Origin of the sequence: Flavobacterium sp., assembly GCF_035456225.1 — a bacterium.
GTDB lineage: Bacteria > Bacteroidota > Bacteroidia > Flavobacteriales > Flavobacteriaceae > Flavobacterium.
Genome location: NZ_DATIDM010000163.1, coordinates 1 through 3,459, shown reverse-complemented (window position 1 = coordinate 3,459; position 3,459 = coordinate 1). Strand labels below are relative to the sequence as shown.

The window sequence follows — 3,459 nt, the reverse complement described above, 5'->3', positions numbered from 1 at the left end:
GAAGTGCCTTGTCTGAAGAGTGGCCGACCACTGCCTAAAATAACCGGCGCTATTCCGATGCGGTACTCATCATACAGATTATCCTCTGTGAAAGTTTCTGAAAGATTTGCGCTACCGAATACATATAGGTCTTTGTCACCCTGTTCTTTTAATTTTCTAATTTCAGCTGAAGCATTTTCCCTGATTAATGTTGTATTGTTCCAGTCGGCCGATTGCAGTGTTTTTGAAAAAACAATTTTGGGTATATTGTTCATCAGATCGGCAATTTCTCCCTCTGCTTTAGTCCAGTAATCTGCCATGCCTTCATACGTTACCCGTCCAAATACAAGATAGTCTGCAGCATGTAATTGTTCAATGCTTAATTTTTCGAGTTCATCTCCCCATATAACTTCATGAAAAGACAAGTCCCAATTTTGATTTCCTTCAAAATAGCCGTCAAGAGTTATAACGTTCCACATTATCAATTTTCTCATGCTTGTTTATTTATTAAGTCAACCCGTTGGGTGTAATTCAATTTATATTTTTTAAAACCTCATAGAAACATAGTTTTTGTTGATTTTATTAAGACGTCTTACTTAATTTCAGAAAAGCATAGCTGTGTAAAACCCCAAAAAAAAATGGGATATAAAACTCATTGTGAGGGTTTAGTAATTTTTTTAAAAATAGATCTTTCCGGTCACCGTTTCCACTTTGTCTGTATTTGTCAATAATTTAAGCCTATTTAAGTTCTGAAAGTATTAGTTTCTTTTGCTTAAATGTGTTCATCAGTGCTTTTTCCCTTACTGATGAATCGCTACTGTGTATTAGTTCAAAATATTCGACCGGGACAACTTGCCATGACAAACCATACTTGTCTTTACACCATCCGCAAACCCCTTCTTCTCCACCATTGGAAGTGAGTGCTTCCCAATAGTAGTCAACCTCGTCTTGGTCTTTACAATTTATAACGAGTGATATAGCTTCGTTGAATTTAAACATGGGTCCTGCGGCAAGAATGGAAAATTCTACACCTGCAAGTTCCATTACAGCCGTTTCAAAACTGCCATCATTGCCATTGCCGTTTTCATCCGGCATATTTTCAAATAGCCGATAGTCTTTCAGTTTGCCGTCTTTAAATATGGACAGATAATATTCAGTAACCGCTTTAGCATCTTTTTCAACCCAAAGACAGGGTGTGATTTTTTGATTATTCATTATATCTTATTTTTTTGGTTGTTTTTAATAAACATCGATTGTCTGGTTGTGTTGTCTCAAAATTGAGTATGACTATGAAATACGTATTTCAATAGAATATTTCTTTACACCCTCGCGTGGGAAATAATTCTTTTGAAACTATAGCTTTAGATGTAGATGGGGAGTGTCGGTTTTTGTGTAACTGACTCACTATCAAATATAAGAATAAACTGAGACATGTGCAATTGGTAATTTTTAATCATTACCGGCAAGTAGTTGGTTGAAATAAAAAACTACAACTTTTTTAGGGTTGTAGTTTGTTGGTTTTCTTTGTAGTACGAGCGGGACGCTCGCGCTAGCAGGGGCTTTAAAATTTTGAAAAACACAAAAATTATCGAATAGTCTTTTTTCTCCTCCACTACCGGGGGAAGTGCTTTTGCTGCAAAACCTGACATCCTTCTCTTATGTATCAATAATTTCAAAAAACATTTAAAATTATAACAATTGGGAACTAATTACTTATATTTGGGACAAAAATGACAAATAAAACAGTTTTTATGTTAATTTTTTACTTAAACATATTGATCAATCGCGCCGATTCAGAACAGAAATTCATGAAAAATCAAACATTTCGACTTTAAAAACAGTCATAACTAATTATAAAAACCAAAAACCCAACCCACTATGAAACTAAAATTACCCCTTTTCTTTTGCTTGTTTCTTCTGATGCAAAATGCGAAGTCGCAAACACATCCCATTGAGCTTCACCCAAACAATCGAGTTGCATCGTTACAGATGACACCTACCGAATACAGCAATTGGAAAGCAAATGATCAATTCAATAACGCCGCGGTTAGACAGGCGCTTTTTCAGGACATCTACGTCAAATTTCAGGATCATTTCGATTTCATTTTTTTAATCTTAAATGAAGACACGCGACCTTCAAACCTGGCATCGGGCCAATTGATGAAAGTGTCCAATAACGTTACGGGAATAGGGATGTCTACTTACAACGACTGTGCCAGTTACGGATCGGCCGGAAAACTGAAAGCCGTTATGCATTTAGCCAGAAGAGATTATTTGAGAGCAGGCCCTTCTTTACACGAATTGATGCACAATTGGGGGAATTTTTGCCTGCAAACAGAATCCGTATCAAGTTACGGAACCGGTTTGACATCGTTTGCCTACCAGCCGCATTGGGGATTTACCGGAGGAAGCAATAAAGGACAACTTGGAGGATTTCAGCAAAGCACGCTTGTAGCTAATGGAGGCGGTTCCTACAGCGTTGGTACTTTCGGACTGAATGCCAACGGAGGAAATTCTGTTCCGTACACCCAGTTCGAATTGTATCTGATGGGAATGATACCGCTTTCGGGTGTAAACAATTTCGATGTGTTCAGGGGAATTACTTCATATAGTTCCGACGGCACTACAGATACCTTCCAGGCTACAACCCGAACTACCTATACATCGGCATCGCTACAAACGCTATTAGGAACCAGAAATCCTTCCTCTACCACTTCACAGAAGAATTTCAAATTATTGGTGATTTGTTTAACCGATACACCACTTACAGCCGCGCAATGGAGTTTGTTGGATGACTATTCGGAAAAATTCGGACGTACAGCTTCTGACGGGTCATCGACGTACAATTTTTGGGAAGCCACCAATGGTTTAGGTACCATGGAAACCGGTAATTTACAAAACAGCCTTAATGCGCTGGGTGTGGCTACAAATGAATTTACCGAGGATATCCGCGTCTATCCGATTCCGGCTAAAAACTACATTACTATCGAAACCAAAAACAATATTGATATTCACGAATTAGCGGTGTATAATCTTCTAGGGCAGAAAATCAATAATTTTACCGTGCAACAAAATGACAATAAGATTGAAATCAATATGGGGGACTGTCCGAAGGGAATTTATCATCTTAATATCAAAAAAGAAGACGGTCAGTTATTCGTAAAGAAAATCATTATTGAATAAGAAGTAACGCAATACAGGTGTGAATCCATTGGTGTAATAGTGCAATCTTTTTACGATGGATTGTGCAAAAATAAAAAGGGACTGTCTCAAACGAGCAGTCCCTTTTTGCGAATATATAATTAACTGAATTTTCTATTTTTAATTTTGCTGACTGCTTCTGAAAATTTCGTCCACAGATTATACAGATTAAACCGATTTTCACAGATGGGAGAAATTACAAACAATTTATTTTAAAAAACCTGAGTACGAAAAAGAGAAAACCCTTCATTCGTGAAAGGGGTGATTTTATTTTTGCTG

At 37.3% G+C, this 3,459-nt stretch carries 3 protein-coding genes; 1 reads left to right on the top strand and 2 read right to left on the bottom strand.

Annotated features, from left to right (window positions below):
- Together VLB74_RS09775 and VLB74_RS09770 are read right to left on the bottom strand one after the other, a co-directional pair.
- Positions 1-473: dihydrofolate reductase family protein (locus tag VLB74_RS09775; RefSeq protein ID WP_325203274.1), on the bottom strand; the 473-nt coding region annotated here is incomplete at its 3' end.
- Positions 474-717: 244 nt separating this feature from the next.
- A complete protein-coding gene (locus tag VLB74_RS09770; RefSeq protein ID WP_325203273.1) occupies positions 718-1,194 on the bottom strand; it encodes a VOC family protein in 477 nt (158 codons plus the stop codon).
- Positions 1,195-1,857: 663 nt separating this feature from the next.
- On the opposite strand from VLB74_RS09770, the gene VLB74_RS09765 reads away from it, so the two are divergent.
- Positions 1,858-3,162 (top strand): T9SS type A sorting domain-containing protein, encoded by a 1,305-nt coding sequence (locus VLB74_RS09765; protein ID WP_325203272.1) that lies wholly within the window; start codon positions 1,858-1,860, stop codon positions 3,160-3,162.
- Positions 3,163-3,459: the final 297 nt, after the last annotated feature.

Bases quoted from the DNA above. Each gene is read 5' to 3' on its own strand.
- VLB74_RS09770 (WP_325203273.1), bottom strand. From the start codon at position 1,194: ATGAATAATCAAAAAATCACACCCTGTCTTTGGGTTGAAAAAGATGCT.
- VLB74_RS09765 (WP_325203272.1), top strand. From the start codon at position 1,858: ATGAAACTAAAATTACCCCTTTTCTTTTGCTTGTTTCTTCTGATGCAA.